The organism is Cronobacter sp. HA18006 (assembly GCF_011605445.1).
GTDB lineage: Bacteria > Pseudomonadota > Gammaproteobacteria > Enterobacterales > Enterobacteriaceae > Cronobacter > Cronobacter sakazakii.
On record NZ_JAANQB010000024.1, the window covers coordinates 37,960 to 54,486 of the forward strand.

At 57.4% G+C, this 16,527-nt stretch carries 20 protein-coding genes; 7 read left to right on the plus strand and 13 right to left on the minus strand.

Annotated features, from left to right (window positions below; translation table 11 throughout):
* Positions 1 to 34: 34 nt before the first annotated feature.
* The 3 genes from G9X48_RS18155 to yfbV form a co-directional block, all read right to left on the minus strand.
* Positions 35 to 694, minus strand: coding sequence for a sugar phosphatase (locus G9X48_RS18155; protein ID WP_076736317.1), 660 nt, complete (start codon positions 692 to 694; stop codon positions 35 to 37).
* Positions 695 to 706: 12 nt separating this feature from the next.
* A complete protein-coding gene (locus G9X48_RS18160) occupies positions 707 to 1,201 on the minus strand; it encodes a YfbU family protein (RefSeq protein ID WP_007869552.1) in 495 nt (164 codons plus the stop codon).
* Between the two features lie 86 nt (positions 1,202 to 1,287).
* Positions 1,288 to 1,743 (minus strand): terminus macrodomain insulation protein YfbV, encoded by a 456-nt coding sequence (gene yfbV, locus G9X48_RS18165; protein ID WP_007869555.1) that lies wholly within the window; start codon positions 1,741 to 1,743, stop codon positions 1,288 to 1,290.
* A 334-nt stretch (positions 1,744 to 2,077) separates the two neighbouring features.
* Between yfbV and ackA the strand changes: the two genes are divergently transcribed.
* Both ackA and pta read left to right on the plus strand, forming a co-directional pair.
* Positions 2,078 to 3,280: an acetate kinase gene (gene ackA, locus G9X48_RS18170; protein ID WP_032988660.1), complete on the plus strand. Its 1,203-nt coding sequence runs from the start codon at positions 2,078 to 2,080 to the stop codon at positions 3,278 to 3,280.
* 82 nt (positions 3,281 to 3,362) lie between these two features.
* Positions 3,363 to 5,501 (plus strand): phosphate acetyltransferase, encoded by a 2,139-nt coding sequence (gene pta / locus G9X48_RS18175; protein WP_004387826.1) that lies wholly within the window; start codon positions 3,363 to 3,365, stop codon positions 5,499 to 5,501.
* 65 nt (positions 5,502 to 5,566) lie between these two features.
* On the opposite strand, the gene G9X48_RS18180 is transcribed toward pta, so the two are convergent.
* Together G9X48_RS18180 and G9X48_RS18185 are read right to left on the minus strand one after the other, a co-directional pair.
* Entirely contained in the window at positions 5,567 to 5,818 is a 252-nt protein-coding gene (locus G9X48_RS18180; RefSeq protein WP_004387825.1) for a DUF1158 domain-containing protein, read from the minus strand.
* Between the two features lie 68 nt (positions 5,819 to 5,886).
* Positions 5,887 to 6,231, minus strand: a complete 345-nt coding sequence (locus G9X48_RS18185) for a RamA family antibiotic efflux transcriptional regulator (protein ID WP_004387824.1) — start codon at positions 6,229 to 6,231, stop codon at positions 5,887 to 5,889.
* Between the two features lie 272 nt (positions 6,232 to 6,503).
* Here G9X48_RS18185 and G9X48_RS18190 point away from each other — a divergent pair, with 272 nt between their 5' ends.
* On the plus strand, positions 6,504 to 7,091 hold the full coding sequence (locus tag G9X48_RS18190; protein ID WP_007892041.1) for a TetR/AcrR family transcriptional regulator: 588 nt from the start codon (positions 6,504 to 6,506) through the stop codon (positions 7,089 to 7,091).
* A gap of 55 nt (positions 7,092 to 7,146) precedes the next feature.
* On the opposite strand, the gene yfcD is transcribed toward G9X48_RS18190, so the two are convergent.
* From yfcD to yfcF, 3 genes are read right to left on the minus strand one after another with little or no spacing between them, the layout of a single operon-like run.
* Entirely contained in the window at positions 7,147 to 7,731 is a 585-nt protein-coding gene (gene yfcD, locus G9X48_RS18195) for an NUDIX hydrolase YfcD (RefSeq protein WP_007869564.1), read from the minus strand.
* 54 nt (positions 7,732 to 7,785) lie between these two features.
* Entirely contained in the window at positions 7,786 to 8,337 is a 552-nt protein-coding gene (gene yfcE / locus G9X48_RS18200) for a phosphodiesterase (protein ID WP_004387821.1), read from the minus strand.
* Between the two features lie 59 nt (positions 8,338 to 8,396).
* Entirely contained in the window at positions 8,397 to 9,041 is a 645-nt protein-coding gene (yfcF, locus tag G9X48_RS18205) for a glutathione transferase (protein ID WP_038879970.1), read from the minus strand.
* A 144-nt stretch (positions 9,042 to 9,185) separates the two neighbouring features.
* On the opposite strand from yfcF, the gene yfcG reads away from it, so the two are divergent.
* From yfcG to G9X48_RS18225, 4 genes are all read left to right on the plus strand, one after another.
* Positions 9,186 to 9,812, plus strand: coding sequence for a GSH-dependent disulfide bond oxidoreductase (yfcG, locus tag G9X48_RS18210; RefSeq protein WP_004387818.1), 627 nt, complete (start codon positions 9,186 to 9,188; stop codon positions 9,810 to 9,812).
* A gap of 141 nt (positions 9,813 to 9,953) precedes the next feature.
* Positions 9,954 to 10,856 (plus strand): TIGR01777 family oxidoreductase, encoded by a 903-nt coding sequence (locus G9X48_RS18215; RefSeq protein WP_007869571.1) that lies wholly within the window; start codon positions 9,954 to 9,956, stop codon positions 10,854 to 10,856.
* A gap of 139 nt (positions 10,857 to 10,995) precedes the next feature.
* Entirely contained in the window at positions 10,996 to 11,700 is a 705-nt protein-coding gene (locus G9X48_RS18220; RefSeq protein WP_007869573.1) for a hypothetical protein, read from the plus strand.
* Positions 11,693 to 12,337 (plus strand): RES family NAD+ phosphorylase, encoded by a 645-nt coding sequence (locus G9X48_RS18225; RefSeq protein WP_007869575.1) that lies wholly within the window; start codon positions 11,693 to 11,695, stop codon positions 12,335 to 12,337. Before G9X48_RS18220 ends, G9X48_RS18225 begins: the two co-directional genes overlap by 8 nt.
* Before the next feature lie 27 nt (positions 12,338 to 12,364).
* Here the strand turns inward: G9X48_RS18225 and hisP are convergent, their stop codons facing one another.
* The 5 genes from hisP to argT all read right to left on the minus strand — a co-directional run bounded on the left by hisP (position 12,365) and on the right by argT (position 16,422).
* Complete coding sequence (gene hisP / locus G9X48_RS18230) at positions 12,365 to 13,138, minus strand: histidine ABC transporter ATP-binding protein HisP (RefSeq protein ID WP_004386652.1); 774 nt, start codon at positions 13,136 to 13,138, stop codon at positions 12,365 to 12,367.
* Between the two features lie 10 nt (positions 13,139 to 13,148).
* Positions 13,149 to 13,865 carry an ABC transporter permease gene (locus G9X48_RS18235; RefSeq protein WP_004386651.1) on the minus strand — a complete coding sequence of 239 codons (717 nt, stop codon included), beginning with the start codon at positions 13,863 to 13,865 and terminating at the stop codon, positions 13,149 to 13,151.
* Positions 13,862 to 14,548, minus strand: coding sequence for a histidine ABC transporter permease HisQ (locus G9X48_RS18240; RefSeq protein WP_007776841.1), 687 nt, complete (start codon positions 14,546 to 14,548; stop codon positions 13,862 to 13,864). Before G9X48_RS18240 ends, G9X48_RS18235 begins: the two co-directional genes overlap by 4 nt.
* A 73-nt stretch (positions 14,549 to 14,621) precedes the next feature.
* Positions 14,622 to 15,404, minus strand: a complete 783-nt coding sequence (gene hisJ, locus G9X48_RS18245; protein WP_032968945.1) for a histidine ABC transporter substrate-binding protein HisJ — start codon at positions 15,402 to 15,404, stop codon at positions 14,622 to 14,624.
* Positions 15,405 to 15,639: 235 nt separating this feature from the next.
* A complete protein-coding gene (argT, locus tag G9X48_RS18250; RefSeq protein WP_004386648.1) occupies positions 15,640 to 16,422 on the minus strand; it encodes a lysine/arginine/ornithine ABC transporter substrate-binding protein ArgT in 783 nt (260 codons plus the stop codon).
* Positions 16,423 to 16,527: the final 105 nt, after the last annotated feature.

Sequence of the window (16,527 nt, forward strand, 5' to 3'; positions counted from 1 at the left end):
AGGTGGCGCGAGAGCGCCTGAGGGCGGAGAGCCGTTACGGCTGCTTTTTAACGCTGACCCAGCCGTCCGCTCCTTTTTCCAGCACCAGTTCGGTAAGGGATTTAATCACCAGCGCCGCCTCGTCAAGACGTGGCGTATCCGCAGGCGGGTTAGCGGCAATCACCGGGCAACCCGCCGCAAGGCCAGAGAGAATGCCCGCCGGCGCGTCTTCCACAACGGCGCACTCATGAGACGCAAGCCCCAGCAGCTCAGCGCCGAGCAAATAGGCATCCGGCTCTGGTTTGCCGCGCTTCACGCGCTCCGCGGTAACGAACACTTCCGGCTCCGGCAGCCCCGTAGCACCACGACGCGCAGAAGCGACCGGCATAGAGCCTGAAGTGACAATAGCCCAGGGAATGCGGGCCTCGTTCAAATGGTTCAGCAGTTCCAGCGCGCCCGGCAGCGCGACGATGCCTTCGGTATCGCTCGCTTCTAGTTGTTCCAGACGATGAAACTCCGCCATGATCTCGTCTTCGCTGTGCCCCGCCATAAAATGACGGAGCGACGTGATCGCCTGCTTACCGTGAATAAAGCCCAGCACTTCGTCATGCGCGATGCCAAAGCGATCCGCCCAGTGACACCAGGCGCGTTCAACGGCGGGCAGAGAGTCCACCAGCGTACCGTCAAGATCGAACAAAAACCCTTTACATTCCACAGCCTTCTCCCGTCAGGCGTTGATAATTTGCATAATTTCGTTGGCGCACAAATGGTACTGCCGCGGGCACGCCTGCCACACTTTCAGCATCCGCTGGTATTTTTCCCACATCGGGGTTTGCGCGTTAAAGCCGTGCGTGCCGGCATCGAAATGGGTATAGCGCCCTTCGGTATTGACCAGAAACCGCACGTAACCCAGAAAGCGCGCTTCGGTGGCCGCGTCGAAGCCTAAAAAGGTAACGCGACGCTCATCGATGGTATGGCCGTCTTTCATATTGGCTCTGGAGACCTGGAGGGCGTGATACATCTCCATGATGTCGATGACGGTGCGGCAGGTTTCTTCGCTGAGCTCGCCGAAATCGCGGTCGAGTTCGCGCATCTGTAACCCGTAACCGCGCTCAATAATGGTTTGCAGGCGGCGATAGCGCTCGCCATTTTCCGGATCGAGCAGGGTCATCATTTTGTACTGGTTGGAGAGAATAAGACGCTGGGCATGGGTCATTTCCATGGTGTGCTCCTGTTACAGGCGAAGCCCGATCAAAGTGGGATACTGCCCTTACTTTGCCTTTTTTTGCCCAAACGTCTTTTGATCAATTACAAGTCATCAAGAAAAGTTTTATCAAGTTGCTTAAACGCACGTTTTAAGGTGTCGGCCAGCGCCTGATAATCGGGCTTTCCTTCTACCGGCGCGAGCGCCTGCCCCGCCTCCTGCAATTTCGTGCGCACTTCATAAAACCAGTTCAGCGTGCCCGGCGGCAGCGGCGTGACGGAGCGTTTGCCAAGCCACCACAGGCCCTGCATCGGCATACTCAGCGCGAACAGCGCCGTAGCGACAGCAGGCCCCAGCTGCCCGCCGAGCGCAATCTGCCAGCAGAGCGTAAATACGGCGACGGGCGGCATAATGCGTATCGCAAAGCGCGTGGCGCGGATTACGCGGTTTTCAATAAAGACCGGTGCCAGGCGTTTATCAGTCGGCCAGGTCTTGGAATAGTGTTGCCCACGACGAAACAGGCTAAAAAAGCTCACGGGGCGATTTTCAGGTGTCGACATGGCCTTACCTCAACTTCATTAATAAAAAATAAAATTTTCCTGCAAGATAACAACTCTCTATGACAACGTTCAAAATATTTTGTCAATACAAGTCGCAATCAGTTATCCTGTGCGCGCCTGCGATGGCGTAGAAGGCAAAGCCCGCGCTGTCAAATCTTTAAGGCCGTCTTTCGCGCCGGAAATTTGCGCAAAATGGCGTAAACTCTGTTTATTTCTTCGTCACAGCAGAATCTCGCTTCGCTATGACGTTAATCATAAATGTCGGCGTCATCTTACGCTACGCTGAGAGACTCACTGACGTTTTTTTAGCCACGTATCATTAATAGGTACTTCCATGTCGAGTAAGTTAGTACTGGTTCTCAACTGCGGTAGCTCCTCACTGAAATTTGCCATCATCGATGCTCTTAACGGTGACGAGTACCTGTCCGGTCTGGCCGAATGTTTCCATCTTCCAGAAGCGCGTATCAAATGGAAAATGGATGGCGGCAAACACGAAGCGGCGCTTGGCGCCGGTGCGGCTCACAGCGAAGCGCTGAACTTCATCGTTAATACTATTCTGGCACAAAAACCAGAGCTGTCTGCAGAGCTGACCGCGATTGGTCATCGTATCGTGCATGGTGGCGAAAAGTATACCAGTTCCGTTGTGATTGATGAGACTGTTATTCAGGGCATCAAAGATTCCGCCTCTTTCGCACCGCTGCACAACCCGGCTCACCTGATCGGTATCGCCGAAGCGCTGAAATCCTTCCCGCATCTGGCGGATAAAAACGTGGCCGTGTTCGACACCGCGTTCCACCAGACCATGCCGGAAGAGTCTTACCTCTATGCCCTGCCGTACAAACTGTACAAAGAACACGGCATTCGTCGCTACGGCGCACACGGCACCAGCCACTTCTATGTGACGCAGGAAGCCGCAAAAATGCTGAACAAACCGGTGGAAGAAGTGAACATCATCACTTGCCACCTGGGCAACGGCGGTTCTGTTTCCGCTATCCGTAACGGCAAATGCGTTGACACCTCCATGGGTCTGACCCCGCTGGAAGGTCTGGTTATGGGCACCCGCTCCGGTGACATCGACCCGGCTATCGTCTTCCATCTGCACGACGCGCTGGGCATGAGCGTTGATGACATCAACAAACTGCTGACCAAAGAGTCCGGTCTGCTGGGCCTGACCGAAGTCACCAGCGACTGCCGTTATGTTGAAGACAACTACGCGACCAAAGAAGACGCGAAGCGCGCGATGGACGTTTACTGCCATCGCCTGGCGAAATACATCGGCTCTTACACCGCGCTGATGGAAGGCCGTCTGGACGCAGTCGTCTTCACCGGCGGCATCGGCGAGAACGCGGCGATGGTTCGTGAACTCTCCCTCGGTAAACTGGGCGTGCTGGGCTTCGAGGTTGACCACGAGCGCAACCTGGCCGCGCGTTTCGGCAAATCCGGCTTCATCAACAAAGAAGGCACCACCCTCGCGATGGTCATTCCGACCAACGAAGAACTGGTTATCGCGCAGGACGCCTGCCGCCTGACCGCCTGATCCCTCACCGCCAGCCTCGCTGGCGGTGTTGTTTTATGTGGTGCCAGCCGCGCGGCTGGCTGCAACAAAAAGAGGATAAACCGTGTCCCGTATCATTATGCTTATTCCTACCGGAACCAGCGTCGGCCTGACCAGCGTCAGCCTCGGCGTGATCCGCGCTATGGAACGTAAAGGCGTTCGTCTGAGCGTCTTCAAACCTATCGCCCAGCCACGTACTGGCGGCGATACGCCGGACCAGACCACAACTATCGTGCGTGCTAACACCAATCTGCCAGCCGCTGAGCCGCTGCGCATGAGCCACGTCGAGTCGCTGCTCTCCAGCAACCAGAAAGACGTGCTGATGGAAGAGATCATTGCTCGCTTCCATGAGAACACCAAAGATGCCGAAGTGGTGCTGGTGGAAGGCCTGGTGCCGACCCGTAAGCATCAGTTCGCCCAGTCGCTGAACTATGAAATCGCGAAGACCCTGAACGCGGAAATCGTGTTCGTGATGTCTCAGGGCACCGATACCCCGGAACAGCTGAAAGAGCGTATCGAGCTGACGCGCAGCAGCTTCGGCGGCAGCAAAAACGCCAACATCACCGGTGTTATCGTCAACAAACTGAACGCGCCCGTGGACGAGCAGGGCCGCACGCGCCCGGATCTCTCCGAGATTTTCGATGACTCCACGAAAGCGAAAGTCATCAATATTGATGCACAGCATCTGCAGGCCATCAGCCCGCTGCCGGTTCTCGGCGCGGTGCCGTGGAGCTTTGATCTTATCGCCACCCGCGCTATCGATATGGCCCGTCACCTGAACGCGACCATCGTTAACGAAGGCGATATCAAAACCCGCCGCGTGAAGTCTGTGACGTTCTGCGCGCGCAGCATTCCGCACATGCTGGAACATTTCCGTCCGGGTTCTCTGCTGGTGACCTCCGCGGATCGCCCTGATGTGTTAGTGGCTGCCTGCCTCGCCGCGATGAACGGCGTGGAAATCGGTGCCATCCTGCTGACCGGCGGCTATGAAATGGACGAGCGCATCAGCAAGCTGTGCGAACGCGCTTTCGCTACCGGCCTGCCGGTATTCATGGTGAACACCAACACCTGGCAGACCTCGCTCAGCCTGCAGAGCTTCAACCTTGAAGTGCCGGCAGACGACCACGAGCGTATCGAAAAAGTTCAGGAATATGTGGCAAGCCACGTTAACGCCGAGTGGATCGACTCTCTGACTGCCGCCTCCGAGCGCAGCCGTCGTCTCTCGCCGCCAGCGTTCCGCTACCAGCTGACCGAGCTTGCGCGTAAAGCGGGCAAACGTGTTGTGCTGCCGGAAGGCGACGAGCCGCGCACCGTGAAAGCCGCGGCCATCTGCGCCGAGCGCGGCATCGCGACCTGCGTGCTGCTGGGCAACCCGGATGAAATCGCGCGCGTTGCTGCGGCACAGGGCGTTGAACTGGGCGCTGGCATTGAAATCGTCGATCCGGAAGTGGTGCGTGAAAGCTACGTGGCGCGTCTGGTTGAGCTGCGTAAAAACAAAGGCATGACCGAAGCGGTCGCCCGCGAGCAGCTGGAAGATAACGTGGTGCTGGGCACGCTGATGCTGGAGCAGGACGAAGTGGACGGTCTGGTATCAGGCGCGGTTCACACTACCGCGAACACCATTCGCCCGCCGCTGCAGCTCATTAAAACGGCACCGGGCAGCTCGCTGGTCTCTTCTGTGTTCTTCATGCTGCTGCCGGAACAGGTTTATGTGTACGGCGACTGCGCGATCAACCCGGATCCGACTGCAGAACAGCTGGCCGAAATCGCCATCCAGTCCGCCGATTCCGCTGCCGCTTTCGGCATCGAACCGCGCGTGGCGATGCTCTCCTACTCCACCGGCAACTCCGGTGCGGGCAGCGATGTCGAAAAAGTGCGTGAAGCGACCAAACTGGCGCAGGAAAAACGCCCTGACCTGGTTATCGACGGCCCGCTGCAGTATGACGCTGCCGTTATGGCTGACGTGGCGAAATCCAAAGCGCCGAACTCACCGGTTGCCGGCCGTGCTACCGTGTTCATCTTCCCGGATCTGAACACCGGTAACACCACATACAAAGCGGTACAGCGCTCTGCCGACCTGATCTCCATCGGGCCGATGCTGCAGGGTATGCGCAAACCGGTTAACGACCTGTCCCGTGGCGCGCTGGTGGACGATATCGTCTACACCATCGCCCTGACGGCAATTCAGGCAAGCCAGCAGTAATCACTGCTGAAAAGAAAGCAAAAGGCCGCATGATGCGGCCTTTTTTATATCCTGCCAGTACGCGCTTAAGCACGCTCCAGCGAAAACCATCGCCGCCACACAAAGCGAATCACGTAATACTCCACCGTGCCGAGCAGTAAAAACCAGATGCAGAAGATGATGGTGTAAAGCTGGTTAAGATCGACCAGATGGAACATCGTCATCAGGTGCTGCGCCAGCGTCAGCGTGAGTCTCGGGGCCGGCAGCAGCAGGCAGGAGAGAAACGCCAGCAGCAAAATGCCACCAGCGGTGATCAGCGTTTCAAGAGGATGCTTCATGAGAGGCTTTCGGTTGGTTCAAAAGCGTATTGTCAGGGAATCTGGCGCGCTATGCAAACCGCCCGCGCTCAGTGGTTGGTCGGGGCATCGCCCTGTTTGCGCCAGGTGCCTGGCGACATCCGATACTTACGCGTGAAGAGTCTCGTAAAAGTTTGCTGAGAATCGAACCCGTATTTCATGGAAATATCCAGCACGCGGTCGTTGGTGGCACGCAGATCCTGCGCCGCCAGCCGCAGCTTTTTCTCGCGAATATAACGCCCGATGCTCTCCCCTTTATGGTGGTGAAAAAGACGCTGCAAATGCCATTTCGAATAACCCGCGTGGCGCGCGATATCATCAATGCGCAGCGGCTTATGAAGATTGTCATCAATCCAGTCGGTCAGCGTTTCAATAACCTGAGCGGGAAGTTCCATAGAATCCCTCCAGTAGTGGTAATCGCAATGATGTTTCAGGCCTTCGCCTGTCCTGAATTCCGGCTCGCATGAGCGCTCTGCTCATTTTCCGGGCGAAAACGGCCCGCACGCAGCACCATGAAAAATGGTAGCCAGTGAATCTTGATAATGAGTGAGTAAGCACTCATTATAGGAATGTCGGCCGATTCGTCAACTCTGTTTTTTCCTGTGATCGCAAGCCTTGCAGCGGATCGGCGAGTCGTGATTCAATCTGCCCTTTTTACAGGAGAGCAATGTCCGTGGCGCGTCCCCGCAGTGAAGATAAAAGAATGGCGATTCTCGAAGCCGCCACCGAAGCGATAGCCGAGGCGGGCCTTGGCGCGTCGACCGCGCTTATCGCGCGTAAAGCGGGCGTGGCTGAAGGGACGATATTTCGCTATTTCGCCTCCAAGGACGATCTCTATAACGCGCTCTATGTCCATCTTAAGCAAGATTTTTGCCGTTCGATGATAGGCAAGCTCGACAGCAAGAACGACCACAAAGAAAATATTCGTTATGTCTGGAACAGCTTTATCGACTGGGGGTTAACCAAACCGGAAGCTAATCTGGCCGCGCGTAAGCTTGAAGTCAGCAGTCGTATTACCGATGAAAGCAAAAAACTGGTGACCGATATCTACCCGGAGCTCCATGAGCTTTGCGAGAAATGCATTTTGCCGCTGTTCCGCTCCAGTGAATTTCGCGCGTTTGGCGATGAAATTTTCTTTGCGCTGGCGCAGACGACCATGGATTTCGCGACGCGCGAACCGGCACGCTCTGACGAGTTTAAAGCGGTGGGATTTGATACGTTGTGGCGCGCGATGTGCGACAACCAGCAGGCGTAAGCTTACGCCGAAAAAGCCGCCCCGCGCGTCGCTGACGATGGCGGGGCCGCGACGCTTAGCTGAGCGTAGGGTTTTTCTCTTCCTGCTCTTTTTCTTTACTGTCTTTACTGTGACCGCCACTCTCCTGACCCGCGTTACGGCTCAGCCAGAGCGAAAGCGCTTTTAGCGTATCCGGCGTAAATTCATCGCAGCGCGCCGTTATCTCTTCCGGCTCCATCCAGCATACTTCGCTGATTTCGCTCTCCTGCAGCGCGAACGGGCCGTGGGAGACGCAGCTGAACAGCCCGCCCCAGACGCGGCAATGCTCATCTTCAAAGTAGAACTGTCCATGCTCGGCGAAAGGAACGCCCGCGATGCCCAGCTCCTCTTCCGCCTCGCGACGGGCGCTCTCAAGCAGCGCTTCGCCCGCCTGCACTACGCCGCCTGCGGTGGCGTCGAGCATGCCCGGCATAAAGTCTTTGATATCGGTGCGACGCTGCACCAGGATTTTGCCCATACCATCATGCACCACGATATAGGTCGCGCGGTGACGCAAACGTTCGGCGCGCATCTGCGCCCGGCTGGACTGCGCTATCACCTCATTGTCTTCACTGACAATGTCCACCCATTCCATGTCTGCCAAATGATTCTGCTCCACCATCAGGAAACCTTCTGTAATAAGCGCTCTTACGGCGCGTTCTGGTTGTTCGGTAAATTAAGGGGAAATCGCGATCTGTGCAATAACCTGCGAGGTTTCCAGGGTAATGACGCTCAGCGTATCGCCATTGAGGAACCCGTAGCTTGCCGGATGCCCGCCTTTCGGCATACTGATTGAGCCTGGATTAAAGTGGAACTGCTCGCCGTGGCGCGCCGCCACCGGAATATGCGTATGGCCGTAGATCAGGACATCGCCTGCGGCCAGCGGCGGCAGGTTATCGGGGCTGTAGAGATGACCGTGGGTCAAAAAGAGCCGCTGTCTGGCGAGCAACACCTGCTGCCAGGGCGCGGTGACGGGAAATTCCAGCAGCATCTGGTCGACTTCGCTGTCGCAGTTGCCGCGCACCGCGATAATGCGGTCGGCCACGGTATTAAGCCGTTTCGCCACTTCGCCTGGGGCGTAGCCCTCAGGAAGCGGGTTACGTGGCCCGTGGTTTAAGAAATCTCCCAGCAATACCAGCCAGCGGGCGTCGCTGTCGGCAAAGCGCGCCAGCAGAAGCTCTGTGGCAGGCAGCGAGCCGTGAATATCCGAAGCAAACATCAGCTTCATTACTCACCTTCCGAATGAAAATTGTGGTGCACGCATGATAACGGATCGCGCCGGGCTTATCAGCCCAAACGCCTGGCAGAAAGTGCGATATAACGCTGTACTGACGCGCGCTGCCACTGGAACGCAGCATAGTCGGCAAGCGCCTCCGGCACCGGGTCGCCATGCATAACCAGCCGGTTAATCATTAGCGCCAGATCGGTATCTGCGAGCGACCATTCCCCGAACAGATTTTGTTGCCCGTGCGGGAGTATCGCCTGCGCGCACGCGATAAGCTTATCCGTCGCCGCCTGGCCATCTGCGCTTAATGGCGCGTAGCTGGCCGCGCCAAAGATAACGTCAGTCGGACGTTCGGCACGTAACGCGCCCAGATCGCTGCGCAGCCACGCCTGCACCTGACGGGCGCGGGCACGTTTTTCAATATCGTGCGGATAGAGCCTCTCCCACACCGGCGGCGCAAAGCGCTCTTCAAGATATTCCGTAATAGCGGAGGATTCGCTCAGCGCGAAATCGTCAATCACCAGCAGCGGCACACGGCGCGTCAGGGCGAAGCCCTGCCAGTCGGCCTGTAAATGTTCGCCGCGTGACAAATCGCGGGTTTGCAGCTGAAATTGCAGACCTTTTTCCTGAAGCGCCACCCAGACGGACATCACGTAAGGGCTAAAGAAACTGGCATCGGACCAAAGCGTAATGGCGGGCTGCGACATAGCAATTCTCATCTCTGATGGCGGATAGCTAAAACTATACCGTAAACCGTTTTCTGTCATGCTGCCGACTATGAGAGCTGCCGCATTATTCAGCAAACCGCCTATACTTTGAGCACGCCAAATCCCCATCTAAAGGACGCTGTCATGCTGGATCTCTACTACGCCCCGACGCCTAACGGCCATAAAGTTACGCTGTTTCTTGAAGAGGCCGGGCTTGAGTATCGCCTCCACCGCGTTGACATCAGCAAGGGCGAGCAGTTTAAACCGGAATTTCTCGCCATTGCCCCGAACAATAAAATTCCCGCCATTATCGACCATGCGCCCTCCGACGGCGGCGCGCCGCTGAGTTTGTTTGAATCGGGCGCGATTTTGCTCTATCTCGCCGAGAAGAGCGGCAAGCTATTGAGCGGCGAACTGCGCGAGCGTCAGGTGACGCTACAGTGGCTGTTCTGGCAGGTTGCCGGATTCGGGCCGATGCTTGGCCAGAACCACCACTTTAACCATTTCGCGCCCCAGGCGGTGCCTTACGCCATTGAACGCTATCAGGTGGAGACACAGCGTCTCTACGGCGTGCTGAATAAGCGTCTGGAGAAATGCCCGTGGCTTGGCGGCGAGCGTTACAGCATTGCCGATATCGCCACCTATCCGTGGGTGGTGTCGCACGAGCGCCAGCGAATCGATCTGGATAATTTCCCGGCGGTCAGCAACTGGTTTGAGCGCATCAGGCATCGCCCGGCGACCGAACGCGCGTACCAGCTCGCCAGCAGTTAAGCAGCGCAGTTACGTTGATAACCTTCTCTCTTTACAGGAAAAATTACGCCCGGCGTGCGCCATATCTCAGGCAAACCTTGCCGGGTCGCCTATGCTGAAGAGATAACACCACGTTATGCGCGGGCGGCGCAGGAGGCACTTATGGAGATTCTGGTAACTGGCGGTACTGGCCTGATTGGCCGCACGCTGACATCGCGTCTGGTGGCGTTAGGGCATCACGTCACGGTCCTCACCCGCAATCCTGAGCGTGCCCGCGCGCGGCTCGACACCGCTATTACGCTGGTGCCGGGCCTCGATCACTTCAGTAATCTCGATGCGTTCGACGCGGTGATTAACCTCGCGGGCGAGCCTATTGCCGATAAACGCTGGACCGCCGCTCAGAAAGAGCGCCTGTGTCAGAGCCGCTGGCATATAACGCAGCAACTGGTGGCGATGATGCAGGCTGGCAGCAATCCGCCTGCGGTTTTTCTCTCCGGCTCTGCGGTCGGTTATTACGGCGATCTCGGCGAAGTGGTGGTGACGGAAGACGAACCGCCGCACAGCGAATTTACCCATAAGCTTTGCGCCCGCTGGGAGCAGATAGCCGAAGGCGCGCAAAGCGATAAAACCCGCGTCTGCCTGCTGCGCACCGGCGCGGTGCTTGCGCCCGATGGCGGCATGATGAGCAAACTGCTGCCGCTGTTTCGTCTGGGCCTTGGCGGGCCGATTGGCAGCGGCCGTCAGTATCTCGCCTGGATCCATATCGACGATATGGTCAACGCGATTATCTGGCTGCTGGATAACGATCTGCGCGGGCCATTTAACATGGTCTCCCCTTACCCGGTGCGCAACGAGCGCTTCGCTCATGCGCTTGGCCACGCACTGCACCGCCCCGCGCTGATGCGCGCGCCCGCAACCGCCGTGCGCCTTATGATGGGCGAATCCGCGGTTCTGGTGCTGGGCGGCCAGCGCGCCCTGCCTAAACGCCTGGAGGAATCGGGCTTCGGTTTCCGCTGGTTTGAGCTGGAAGAGGCGCTGGAGGATATCGCTGCGCGAGCGCGTTGATGCCGTCTTTGGCTACGCGGGCAATGATGGTGCCCGCGTCCCGCTATTTTTTACACGTTTCACCCGCCGCTGGCATTTCCTCACCTGATTACGTTATAATCAATATCACGAATATCATTTATATCACGAAGGGGGCACAATGAGTTCCCGTCCACGCCACGTAAAACTGAACGAGTATCCACTGGACGTCAGCGTCGAGTTTGTCGATGTCGGGCATCTGGTGACGTCCCTGCACGAGACGCCTGCGCCCTGGGGACAGATTCAGCTTTCCGATATACCCGGAGAAGACGCCGGGCGCTATCTGATGCTCAAAATGCCGGACAACCTGGACGAAGAGACGCTGGATAACGATCTGCGGCTTGCGATTGTCAGCGCCGTAACGGCCGTGTCGCAAATGAAGCGCGCCGGGCATCATAGCGAGCCCGCGCACGCCGCGCCGTTGCAGGCCCGTAATCGCGAGCGGCTTGATGCGCTGCGCCAGACCGTGCTTGATGAAGGCCAGTGGCTGTCTGCAGGCGAAGTGAGCCTTGCCGCCGGTGCCGCGCTGAAAAACCCGAGCGCGACCGCGAACCGCTGGAAACAGGCGGGTAAAGTTTTTGCGCTGCCGGTCAACGGCAAAGATCGTTACCCCGCCTGGGCGTTTGACGAAGGCGGTCAGCCGCTGCCGTCACTCAAACCCATCCTTGCGCTGTTTCGTGAGAAAACGCCCTGGACTATCGCCCTCTGGTTTCATTCGCCCAATGCCTGGCTTGGCGGCGCAAAACCCAAAGACCGTCTGAAAGCCGATCCGCAGGCGGTGCTGGACGCCGCAAAAGCGGAAGCCGAAGGGCCAATGCATGGTTGAATTCAGGGAAGAACGCCTGCCTGCGCCGCCTGCCAATATGCAAGTGCCGCGCGTCACGGTATGGCCCGCAGGGAAGCGGATAGTTCGCGTTCACAGCCGTCAGTTCGCGGGCGACGCTTTCAACCCCGGTTATGGTAACGCGCGTTTCAGCCCGCTACAGCGCGCCGATGGCCATCTTATTCCTACGCTTTATGGCGGTATTGATGCCGAAGTGGCGATTATGGAATCGCTGTTTCACGATGCCCCGGCAGGCGCCTCCGGTGCCAGCTTTGATCTGCATAAGGCCCGTGAACTTTGCATCAGCACGTTAACACCGGACGTGGCGCTTGAGCTCGCTAACCTGACGCCGGTACTGCTGCGTCGCTGGGGCGTCACGCAGGCGGCACTGACCGGAAGCTCTCCGCAGTATTATCCGCAAACGCGCCTGTGGGCGAGCGCCATTCACGCCGCGAATCCGCGCCTTCACGGTATTAGCTGGGCGTCGCGCCAGCACGGCGGCAAAGCGCTGATGCTGTTCGGGGATCGCATTAAGCGTCTTACGCTGCATGAGAGCGTGCCGCTGATGCAAGGGGCGCTGACCGAGATTTACCGGCTGGCCGAAGAGATGGGTCTGATTCTGATAGACGACGAGGCATAACCGGCGTCCCTGCCGGGCTGATGGATATTATTTCAGCGATCCCTTCAAAAACTGCTGCAGACGCGGGCTTTGCGGGTTGTTAAAGAGCGCGTCCGGCGGCCCTTCTTCTTCGATTTTGCCCTGATGCAGGAAAATGACATGCGAGGAAACGTGGCGGGCAAACTCCATTTCGTGCGTCACGACCACCATCGTTTTGCCCTCTTCGGCAAGCTTTTGCATGATACGCAGCACTTCGCCCACCAGTTCCGGGTCCAGCGCGGAAGTCGGTTCGTCGAACAGCAAGACATCCGGCTCCATCGCCAGCGCGCGGGCAATCGACACGCGCTGCTGCTGACCACCGGAGAGATGCACCGGGTATTTCCCCTGCGCGCGCTCATCGATGCCCACTTTGGCGAGGTATTTCACCGCACGCTCGCGCGCATCCTGTTTGCTTAAGCCCAGCACCTGAACCGGCGCTTCCATCACGTTCTCCAGCACCGTCATGTGACTCCACAGGTTAAAGTGCTGGAACACCATCGTCAGGCGCGTGCGCAGAAGGCGCAGCTGGTTTTTATCCGCCACCTTGAGCTGACCGTCCTTGTCACGCACCAGCGTAATGTTCTGGTTGTTCACCACGATGGTGCCTTCGCTGGGTTTTTCCAGAAAGTTAATGCAACGCAGGAAGGTGCTCTTGCCGGAGCCAGAAGAGCCGATAATGCTGATGACATCACCGGCGTTCGCCTTCAGCGATACCCCTTTAAGCACTTCATGTTCGCCGTAGCGCTTGTGCAGATCGGTAACGTTTAATTTATTTTCAGACATGCGTAGCCACTCAGTGCGTTGAAGCCGGTTTCAGGTGCCGCAGCCAGCGCTTTTCCGCCTTGCGGAAGAGGCTTATCAGCACATAAGAGATAATCAGGTACAGCACCGCCGCGATGCCAAACGCCGTAAACGGCTGATAAGTGGCGGCGTTAATATCGCGGGCGATCTTCAGCAGATCCGGGACGGTCGCGGTAAACGCCAGCGCCGTGGAGTGCAGCATCAGGATCACCTCATTGCTGTAGGCAGGCAGCGCGATGCGCAGCGCCGACGGCAGAATAATGCAGCGGTACATTTTAAAGCGTGAAAAGCCGTAAGCGCGCGCCGCCTCGATCTCGCCGTGCGGCACCGCCCGTATGGCGCCCGCGAAAATCTCGGTGGTGTATGCGCAGGTGTTGAGCGTCAGCGCCAGCACGGTGCAGTTGAGGCCGCTTCGGAAAAACTCATTGAGTAAGGGCGTGCCTTTCACCACTTCCAGCGTATACATGCCGGAGTAGAACACCAGCAGCTGCACGTAGAGGGGCGTGCCGCGAAAGACATAGGTAAAGAGCCAGATGGGGAACCAGACCAGTTTGTTTTCCGAAACGCGGCCAATGGCGAGAAAAACCGCCAGCACGCCGCCCATCACCACCGAGGCGATAAGCAGCCAGAGCGTAATCGCCACGCCCGTAAAGCGATAGCCGTCGGTCCACAGCAGGGATTTCCAGTACTCCTGAATAATTTCGATCATAGGTCAGCCCTCTTCACGCCCACGGTATAGCGGCGCTCAAGCAGCAGCAGAACGCCGTTGGAGAGCGTGGTAAACACCAGATAAATCAGCCCGCAGACAATCGCGAAGTAAAACGGCTGCCAGGTGCTTTTCCCGGCAAGCTGCGTCGCTTTCACGACATCTTCCAGCCCCAGTAGCGACACCAGCGCGGTGGCTTTTAAAATCACCTGCCAGTTGTTGCCGATGCCCGGCAGCGCATAGCGCATCATGGAAGGAAACAGAATCCGGCGGAAGGTTTGCGAGCCGGTAAAACCAAACGCGGTCGCTGCCTCGATATGGCCTTTCGGCACGGCGAGATACGCGCCGCGGAAGGTTTCGGTGAAATAAGCGCCGTAGATAAACCCAAGCGTGATAATGCCCGCGATCATCGGGTCGATATCAAACTGGCTGAATCCCAGCGCGTCGGTAATGGCGTTCAGCGCAATCTGCAAACCGTAAAAAATTAGCAGCATCAGAACGAGATCGGGCACGCCGCGAATCAGCGTCGTGTACGCCTCAAAAATCAGCGCCAGCGGGCGGTTGCGTGAGAGCTTCGCCCCTGCACCGACCAGACCAATCGCCACCGAGAGGACAACGGCGCTGAGCGCCAGCTCCAGGGTGACGAGCGCGCCCTGAAGGATTACCTGTGAAAACCCATACAGCATGGTGACTTATCCTGTACTCAGCGTGCGCACGGCCCATCGGCGCCCCGCAGGGCGCCGTGCAAACGCGTGCGGATTAATCGCCGTAGACGTTAAAATCGAAATACTTTTTGGCAAGCTTCTCGTAGGTGCCGTCGGCGCGCATGTCGGCAAACGCCTTGTTCAGCGCCTCGCGCAGTTCGTTATCTTCTTTACGGATCCCCATGCCGGTGCCGACGCCAAAGAGTTTTTCATCTTTAATCGACGGGCCGCCGAACTGATAGCCTTTGCCCACCGGCTGCTTCAGAAAGCCTTCGCTGGCGGCAACTTCATCCTGAAACGCGGCGTCGATACGGCCCGCGGTCAGGTCGGAATAGATATTGTCCTGGCCCTGATAAGAGACAATTTCCACGCCTTTCGGCGCCCAGTGCTCATTACCGTAAGTTTCCTGGGTGGTGCCCTGCAACACGCCCACGCGTTTGCCCTTCAGCGACTCCAGCGTCGGCTGGATGGGCGAGCCTTTTGCCACCACCAGGCGCGAATCCGCGGCGTAGAGCTTGTCGGTAAAGGCGATTTCCTGCTGGCGTTTTTCGGTGATCGACAGCGACGACATAATCGCGTCGATTTTCTTCGCTTTCAGCGACGGGATCAGCGCATCCAGCGGCTGTTCAGTGAAAGAACATTGCGTCTGAATGCGTTTGCACAGTTCTTTGGCCAGATCGATGTCGAAACCGACCAGCTCACCCTGCGCGTTTTTCGATTCAAACGGCGCATAGGTAGGGTCAGTGCCGATACGTAAGTGCTGCGGAATTGCTGCGAAAGCCCCAGAAATGCTGGACAGCGCCAGCCCCAGAGAAAGTGCTAACAGCCTTTTTTTCATAACTATCCTCATCAGACGCGCATAATTAAATGTCAGGCGGAAAAACTGCACTTATCGTGCCATCACTGCCGCCTCGTAATCAAAACTTTATGCGTGCTGAGATAGATTTATTTTCATTTTCGGTGCGTAGAAATGCGCTTACGCCCTTTTCTGGTGCATAAGATGCACCAGATTGCGTCACGCCAGCCAGCCACGCACTGTTGTGGTGACCGGCTGGCGAATGCCTTACGGGCAATCAGTCGCCGTAGACGTTAAAGTCGAAATATTTTTTCGCCATTTTGTCGTAGGTGCCGTCTTTGCGGATCTCGCCGAGCGCTTTATCGAACGCGGCTTTCAGCTCGGCGTCTTCTTTACGCAGGCCAACGCCGGTACCGTCGCCAAAGTAGTTTTTGTCTTTCACCGACGGGCCGGCAAACGCGTAATCCTTCCCGGCAGGCTGTTTGAGGAAGCCTTCGCTGGCGGCCACTTCATCCTGCAGCGCTGCGTCGAGACGGCCCGCAGAGAGATCCGAGTAGATCAGATCCTGGTTCTGGTACGCCACGACATCAACGCCCTTCCCGCGCCATTTTTCATTGGCGTAGGCTTCCTGCGTGGAGCCCTGGAGCACGCCCACATGTTTGCCTTTCAGCGATTCAATGGTCGGCTGAATGGTCGCGCCTTTGGCGGCAATGAGGCGGGAGTCTGCAGCGTAAAGCTTGTCAGAGAAGGCGATCTCTTTCTGGCGCTTTTCGGTAATAGAGAGCGAAGAGATAATCGCGTCGATTTTTTTCGCCTTAAGCGACGGGATCAGCGAATCGAAATCGCTGCCAACCCAGGTGCATTTCACCTGCATGCGTTTACACATCTCGTTGCCGAGATCGATATCAAACCCGACAAAATCGCCTTTGGCATCTTTTGAAGAGAACGGTGCGTAGGTGGCATCCGTACCGATGCGTACCGTCTGGGGGAGCGCGGCGAAAACGCTGGCGCTGGTGGAAAGGCCAAGCAGTAAGGAGAACGCGAGCACCTTCTTCTTCATACATTACCCTCAAGTTTTCTGTTTTATTATCTGTTGCGTTGTGTGTTGCAACCAGACGTTGCACTTCCCATGCCAGCTTTGCGTCGCCGCATACGCCGCCATGAT

Excerpts from the sequence above, each read along its gene's own strand:
- G9X48_RS18235 (WP_004386651.1), bottom strand. The coding sequence starts at position 13,865 with ATGATCGAAATTATTCAGGAGTACTGGAAATCCCTGCTGTGGACCGAC.
- G9X48_RS18160 (WP_007869552.1), bottom strand. The coding sequence starts at position 1,201 with ATGGAAATGACCCATGCCCAGCGTCTTATTCTCTCCAACCAGTACAAA.
- yfcD (WP_007869564.1), bottom strand. The coding sequence starts at position 7,731 with ATGGTGGAGCAGAATCATTTGGCAGACATGGAATGGGTGGACATTGTC.
- G9X48_RS18185 (WP_004387824.1), bottom strand. The coding sequence starts at position 6,231 with ATGGAACTTCCCGCTCAGGTTATTGAAACGCTGACCGACTGGATTGAT.
- G9X48_RS18215 (WP_007869571.1), top strand. The coding sequence starts at position 9,954 with ATGGAGATTCTGGTAACTGGCGGTACTGGCCTGATTGGCCGCACGCTG.
- yfcF (WP_038879970.1), bottom strand. The coding sequence starts at position 9,041 with ATGTCGCAGCCCGCCATTACGCTTTGGTCCGATGCCAGTTTCTTTAGC.
- ackA (WP_032988660.1), top strand. The coding sequence starts at position 2,078 with ATGTCGAGTAAGTTAGTACTGGTTCTCAACTGCGGTAGCTCCTCACTG.
- G9X48_RS18190 (WP_007892041.1), top strand. The coding sequence starts at position 6,504 with ATGTCCGTGGCGCGTCCCCGCAGTGAAGATAAAAGAATGGCGATTCTC.
- yfcG (WP_004387818.1), top strand. The coding sequence starts at position 9,186 with ATGCTGGATCTCTACTACGCCCCGACGCCTAACGGCCATAAAGTTACG.
- hisP (WP_004386652.1), bottom strand. The coding sequence starts at position 13,138 with ATGTCTGAAAATAAATTAAACGTTACCGATCTGCACAAGCGCTACGGC.
- G9X48_RS18180 (WP_004387825.1), bottom strand. The coding sequence starts at position 5,818 with ATGAAGCATCCTCTTGAAACGCTGATCACCGCTGGTGGCATTTTGCTG.
- G9X48_RS18240 (WP_007776841.1), bottom strand. The coding sequence starts at position 14,548 with ATGCTGTATGGGTTTTCACAGGTAATCCTTCAGGGCGCGCTCGTCACC.
- G9X48_RS18220 (WP_007869573.1), top strand. The coding sequence starts at position 10,996 with ATGAGTTCCCGTCCACGCCACGTAAAACTGAACGAGTATCCACTGGAC.
- yfcE (WP_004387821.1), bottom strand. The coding sequence starts at position 8,337 with ATGAAGCTGATGTTTGCTTCGGATATTCACGGCTCGCTGCCTGCCACA.
- hisJ (WP_032968945.1), bottom strand. The coding sequence starts at position 15,404 with ATGAAAAAAAGGCTGTTAGCACTTTCTCTGGGGCTGGCGCTGTCCAGC.
- yfbV (WP_007869555.1), bottom strand. The coding sequence starts at position 1,743 with ATGTCGACACCTGAAAATCGCCCCGTGAGCTTTTTTAGCCTGTTTCGT.
- argT (WP_004386648.1), bottom strand. The coding sequence starts at position 16,422 with ATGAAGAAGAAGGTGCTCGCGTTCTCCTTACTGCTTGGCCTTTCCACC.
- G9X48_RS18225 (WP_007869575.1), top strand. The coding sequence starts at position 11,693 with ATGGTTGAATTCAGGGAAGAACGCCTGCCTGCGCCGCCTGCCAATATG.